General features: G+C 68.1%; 6 protein-coding genes and 1 tRNA gene. 5 read left to right on the top strand and 2 right to left on the bottom strand.

Annotated elements, in window-relative coordinates:
• The coding region (locus tag RMN84_RS07555; RefSeq protein ID WP_309611566.1) for an acyl-CoA dehydrogenase family protein at positions 1-452 on the bottom strand (452 nt) is incomplete at its 3' end.
• Positions 453-560: 108 nt separating this feature from the next.
• Positions 561-650, bottom strand: a tRNA-Ser gene (locus tag RMN84_RS07550).
• Positions 651-1,003: 353 nt separating this feature from the next.
• On the opposite strand from RMN84_RS07550, the gene RMN84_RS07545 reads away from it, so the two are divergent.
• From RMN84_RS07545 to RMN84_RS07525, 5 genes are all read left to right on the top strand, one after another.
• Positions 1,004-1,954: a lytic transglycosylase domain-containing protein gene (locus RMN84_RS07545; protein WP_405051461.1), complete on the top strand. Its 951-nt coding sequence runs from the start codon at positions 1,004-1,006 to the stop codon at positions 1,952-1,954.
• Between the two features lie 65 nt (positions 1,955-2,019).
• Positions 2,020-3,195 (top strand): D-alanyl-D-alanine carboxypeptidase family protein, encoded by a 1,176-nt coding sequence (locus RMN84_RS07540; protein WP_309611564.1) that lies wholly within the window; start codon positions 2,020-2,022, stop codon positions 3,193-3,195.
• Between the two features lie 22 nt (positions 3,196-3,217).
• The gene (tmk, locus tag RMN84_RS07535) at positions 3,218-3,844 is read left to right on the top strand and encodes a dTMP kinase (RefSeq protein WP_309611563.1); all 627 of its coding nucleotides are present in this window, start codon (positions 3,218-3,220) and stop codon (positions 3,842-3,844) included.
• The gene (locus RMN84_RS07530; RefSeq protein ID WP_309611562.1) at positions 3,841-4,791 is read left to right on the top strand and encodes a DNA polymerase III subunit delta'; all 951 of its coding nucleotides are present in this window, start codon (positions 3,841-3,843) and stop codon (positions 4,789-4,791) included. Before tmk ends, RMN84_RS07530 begins: the two co-directional genes overlap by 4 nt.
• Before the next feature lie 22 nt (positions 4,792-4,813).
• The gene (locus tag RMN84_RS07525) at positions 4,814-5,074 is read left to right on the top strand and encodes a hypothetical protein (protein ID WP_309611561.1); all 261 of its coding nucleotides are present in this window, start codon (positions 4,814-4,816) and stop codon (positions 5,072-5,074) included.
• The last annotated feature ends 89 nt before the right edge of the window (positions 5,075-5,163 follow it).

Below are 5,163 nucleotides of genomic sequence, written 5' to 3'. Positions count from 1 at the left end.
CCCGGGTCCGATCCGGCCTCGGGCTCGGTCAGGCCGAAGCAGCCGACCAATTCACCTTTCGCCAATCCCGGCAGATAGTTGCGCCGCTGGTCTTCAGAACCATAGGCAAGGATCGGGTACATCACCAGGCTCGACTGGACCGACATCGCCGAGCGATAGCCGCTGTCGACCCGCTCGACCGCTCGGGCGATCAGGCCATAGCTGACGTAGCCGAGGCCCGCCCCGCCATATTCCTCCGGCACCGTCGCGCCGATCAGCCCGAGCGCGCCCATTTCTCGCAAGATCTCGCGGTCGAAATCCTCGTTGAGATAGGCCTCGGTGACACGCGGCTGGAGTTGCTCCTGCGCGTACGCCTCGGCCGTATCGCGGACCAACCGCTCCTCGTCGGTCAGCTGATGCTCCAGGTCGAACGGATCGGCCCAGTCGAACGGCAGGATGGCAGGCTCGCCCACGTCATGGTCTCCGACAAAAGAAGGACGGCGGCCCTTAGCCGACCTCCCCGAGACGCGCTACCCCAGGGTACCTTCGCCGCCCACCGGATCGGTCAAAGAAAGTGTCGCTGGCGGATGGGGTGGGATTCGAACCCACGGTGAGCTTCCACCCACGCCGGTTTTCAAGACCGGTGCCTTAAACCACTCGGCCACCCATCCGCACGCCGTGGCGCTAGCCTGATCGGAAATGGCTGTGCAAGCGCCATGATCTGCTGGCAAGGGCCAGCGGGCGTTCATCGCGGCGCGGCGAAAGGGGATGCGTGACGGGTCGTGTGGTTCTTTGGGTGGGCGGAGCGATGCTGCTGGCGATGGGCGGGGCGGGGCCGCTGATCGCCCAGGTCGCGCCCGATCCGCTGGCGCCATTGCCGGAGCTAATGGTCGCGCCGAAGCCGGTACTGCCGCCGGTGGTTCGGCCGGTCCCGAGCTTTCCGCCCAGCGGGCCGACGGTCGTCCTGCAGCGGCCGGGGCCGGCAGTACCGGCGCTGACGCCGTCATCGGTGACCGGGGCGGCGATGGGCTTTGCCGGGTACAAGGCGATGATCTCGGCGCGGGCGCGCGCTGCCGGAGTGAGCGAGGGGACGATCAGCTCGATCATCCCGTTCCTGTCGCTCGATATGCGGGTTGTGCGGCTCGACCGGGGGCAGCCGGGCGGGGTGATGCCAACGACGACAGTGCCGCCGTTCGCGCCCTATCGTCGCGACCATGTCACGCCCTCGCTGATCGCGCGCGGGCAGACGGTCTACGCCACCAACTGGACGCGGCTGTGGGGATTGCAGACGCGGACCGGGGTCGATGCCGCGATGCCGGTCGCGATCTTCGGGCATGAGACGAGTTACGGCGTGGTCACCGGCGGGTTCGACCTGCTCGATTCGCTGGCGACGCTGGCGTACGACGGGCGGCGGCGTGCGCTGTTCGAGGGCGAGCTGATCGCCGCGCTGCAGCTGATCGACCGGGGGACGCCGCGTTCGCGGCTGCGCGGGAGCTGGGCGGGGGCGACGGGCTATCCGCAGTTCATGCCGTCGGCGGTGCTCAAGCTGGCGGTCGACGGCGACGGCGACGGGCGGGTCGATATCTGGAGCAGCCAGAGCGACGCGCTGGCGTCGATCGCCAATTTCTTCAAGAATGCGGGCTGGAAGGCGGGGGTGTCGTGGGGCGTGGCCGCGCGGGTGCCGGCAACCTTCGATCGGGCGGCGGTCAGGAACAACGTCGTTGCAGCACGTTGCACGCGGGTGTTCGCACGGCATAGCCGGTGGCTGACGATGCGCGAGTGGCGCGCGCTGGGCGTGGTGCCGACCGGGCGCACGCTGCCTGACGACGAACCCGCGTCGCTGCTGGAGCCCGATGGACCCACTGCGCCCGCCTATCTGCTGACCAGCAATTACCGGGTGATCCTGGAATATAATTGCAGCAATTTCTACGCGCTATCGGTCGGGCTACTCGCGGATGCGATCGCCCGGCGTTAAGGCTCGCACCACGGCCATGGCGGGGGTAGAGAGGGTGCAATCGTTCATCCCCGGGAGTCGTCCATTTGACCCGTGCCGTCCTGCTCACCACCGCCGTCGCCCTGACCCTGGCGAGCGCCGCGCCCGCCGCCGCTCCGCCCTATGAGACGCCGGCGCCGATCGCCTATCTGATCGACCTGTCGTCGGGGGCGGAGTTGCTGGCCAAGGACGCCGATCGCCGGATGCCGCCGGCGTCGATGGCCAAGATGATGGAAACCGAACTGGCGTTCGAGCTGATCGACAAGTGCCAGCTGTCACTGGCGAAGATGTGCACCGTCCAGCCCGAGACATGGGCCAAGTGGCACGGCCCCGCCGCAGGATCGACCATGTTCCTGTCGCCGAACGAGCAGGTCAGCGTCGAGAATCTGCTGCACGGGATCGTCACGCTGTCGGGCAATGACGCCGCGATCGTGCTGGCGGAATGCGTTGCGGGGACCGAACAGGCATTCGTCGCGCAGGAAAATGCGCTGGCCAAGTCACTGGGCATTACCAACAGCTATTTCGGGACGCCCAATGGCTGGCCCGACAATGACGTGACGATGGTGACGGCGCGCGACCTGGCCAAGCTGGCGCGGGCGAGCATCGAGCGGCATCCGGCGCTGTACAAGAAATTCTATGCGCAGGCGTCGTTTACGTGGGGCAAAACGCTGGGGTCGGGGGCGGACATCAAGCAGGATAATCGCAATCCGCTGCTCGACCGGGTGGCGGGGGCGGACGGGCTGAAGACCGGGCATACCGACGAGGCGGGCTATGGCTTTACCGGGTCGGCCGAGCAGAATGGGCGGCGGCTGATCGTGGTGATGGCGGGGATGGCGAGCTTCAACCAGCGCATCGCGGAAGGCGTGCGGCTGATGAACTGGGGGTTCAACGCCTGGACGACCAAGCCGCTCTATGCGGCGGGGGCGAGGGTCGGCAGCGCCAAGGTGCAGCTGGGCTCGGCGAGCGACGTCAGTCTGGTCGCGCCGGGGCCGATCGCGCTGACCCTGCCGGCCGGGCTCGGTAGCCAGATCAAGTCGACGCGGATCCGCTACAGCGGGCCGCTGAAGGCGCCGATCGCCAAGGGCGCACATGTCGCCGACCTGGTCGTCACGACCGACAATGGGCCGCAGGTGATGCCGCTGGTCGCCGGGGAAGCGGTGAGCGAGGCCGGATTTTTCGGGCGGGCGTGGATCGGGCTGAAGCAATTGCTCGGCATGGCTTGACCTTGGCGTGGGTAAGAATGGGATGAGCCGGGGCCGGTTCATCACGCTCGAAGGCGGCGAGGGGGTCGGCAAGTCCACCCAGCTGCGCGAACTGGCGGCCGCATTGCGCGGGCGCGGCATCAACCTGGTGACGACGCGCGAGCCGGGCGGCAGTCCGGGGGCCGAGGCGATCCGGGGGTTGCTGCTGACGGGGGACGAGGGGCGCTGGTCGCCGCGCGCCGAAGCGCTGCTGTTCGCCGCCGCCCGCGCCGACCATGTCGAACAGACCATCCGCCCGGCGATCGACGCGGGGCAGTGGGTGCTGTCGGACCGCTTCGTCGACAGCAGTATCGCCTATCAGGGCGGCGGGCTGGGACTGGGCGGGGAGGCGATCCGCGCGTTGCACCGGTTCGGGAGCGAGGATTTTCTGCCTGATCGGACACTGGTGCTGACGCTGGGCGAAGCGGAGGGGCGGGGGCGCGCGGAGGAGCGCGACGGCGGTGCGTCGGATCGGATCGGTGGGCGGGATGCTGGCTTTCATCGCGCGGTCGACGAGGGGTTTCAGCGGATCGCCGCCGAGGAACCCGAGCGGGTGCGGCTGATCGACGCCAGCGGCAGCGAGACGGAGGTGACCGCGCGCCTGCTCGCCGCGCTGGACGATTTGCCATGATCGCCGGACAGGATCGCGCGGTCGCCCAATTCGCCGAGGCGGTCGCGTCGGGCAAGTTGCACCATGCCTGGCTGCTGGCCGGGCCGCGCGGGGTGGGCAAAGCCTGTTTCGCCCGCGCTGCGGCGCTGCGCATTCTCGCCGAGGGGGCGGGTCCGCCGGTCGATTTAGCCGGCCTCGACACGCCAGCCGATCATCCCGTCGCCCATTTGATGGCAGCCGGCAGCCACCCCGATTTTCGCCTGTTGAAGCGCGAGCTCAACGACAAGGGCGACAAGCTGCGGCGCAACATCAGTGTCGACCAAGTGCGCAAGCTGGGGTCGCTGTTTGGTTCGACGCCGTTCCTGTCGCCGTGGCGCGCGGTGATCATCGATGCTGCCGACGATCTGGAGGCGGAAGGGGCCAATGCGCTGCTCAAGATGCTGGAGGAGCCGCCGGCCAACTGTCTGTTCCTGCTGGTTGCCCATGCGCCGGGGCGATTGTTGCCGACGATCCGCTCGCGCTGCCGCCGGCTCGATTTCCAGCCGCTCGACGACGCGGCCCTGGCGTCGGTCCTGCGCCGCGAGCTGCCCGACGCCGACGTGGCCCGGCTGCTGCCGCTGGCGGAGGGGTCGGCCGGCCGTGCCCTGTCCTACGCCGCGCTCGACCTGGCCCCGGTCGAGGCGGAATTGCGGGCGCTGATGCGCGACGGCGACCCGACCAACTCGCGTCGCTCGAAGCTAGCCCAGTCGCTCTCGAGAAAGGCGGCGGCGGAACGCTATGCCGCCTTCCTCCGTTTGGTCCCCAGCGTCGTCGCGCGAGAGGTGCTGTTGCTGGACGGTCGAAAACGGGAGCGTGCGTTGGACGCCTATGCCAGTGTGCGGGAAACCGTATTACTGGCCGGGCGCCTGTCGCTCGATCCCGGTGCGACCGTTTTCCAGATCGGAACTGCTCTCTCGTCGATTCCCTGACGCCCTTAAGCAGGAGAGTGACATGAGGATTTTGATCGGGCTTGCTGCCGGCATGCTGGCCACCGCCGCAATGGCCCAAACGACTAATTCGACGGAGACGATGGGCGCGATGGCGATGCCGGACAAGGCCATGAGCACGACGTCGACGACCGCGACGCATGAGAGTAGCAGCATGCACTCCTCTATGAGCGGCACTCACGCGATGCACAGCAAGCGCATGTGTCACACGCATATGCGCCACGGGAAAAAAGTTCGGGTGTGCAAGACTCACCATATGATGTGAGGCGGAGGGGCGCGACGGCGACTGGTTGATCGCGCCCCGCCTTTCCCCCATATGCGCGGCGGGAGTCGGGCGGACGGGTCTGTCGCCAA

Source organism: Sphingomonas sp., from assembly GCF_031380695.1.
Classification (GTDB): Bacteria; Pseudomonadota; Alphaproteobacteria; order Sphingomonadales; family Sphingomonadaceae; genus Sphingomicrobium.
This window is presented reverse-complemented; position numbering and strand designations above follow the sequence as displayed.

Bases quoted from the DNA above. Each gene is read 5' to 3' on its own strand.
- RMN84_RS07545 (WP_405051461.1), top strand. From the start codon at position 1,004: ATGGGCTTTGCCGGGTACAAGGCGATGATCTCGGCGCGGGCGCGCGCT.
- tmk (WP_309611563.1), top strand. From the start codon at position 3,218: ATGAGCCGGGGCCGGTTCATCACGCTCGAAGGCGGCGAGGGGGTCGGC.
- RMN84_RS07530 (WP_309611562.1), top strand. From the start codon at position 3,841: ATGATCGCCGGACAGGATCGCGCGGTCGCCCAATTCGCCGAGGCGGTC.
- RMN84_RS07525 (WP_309611561.1), top strand. From the start codon at position 4,814: ATGAGGATTTTGATCGGGCTTGCTGCCGGCATGCTGGCCACCGCCGCA.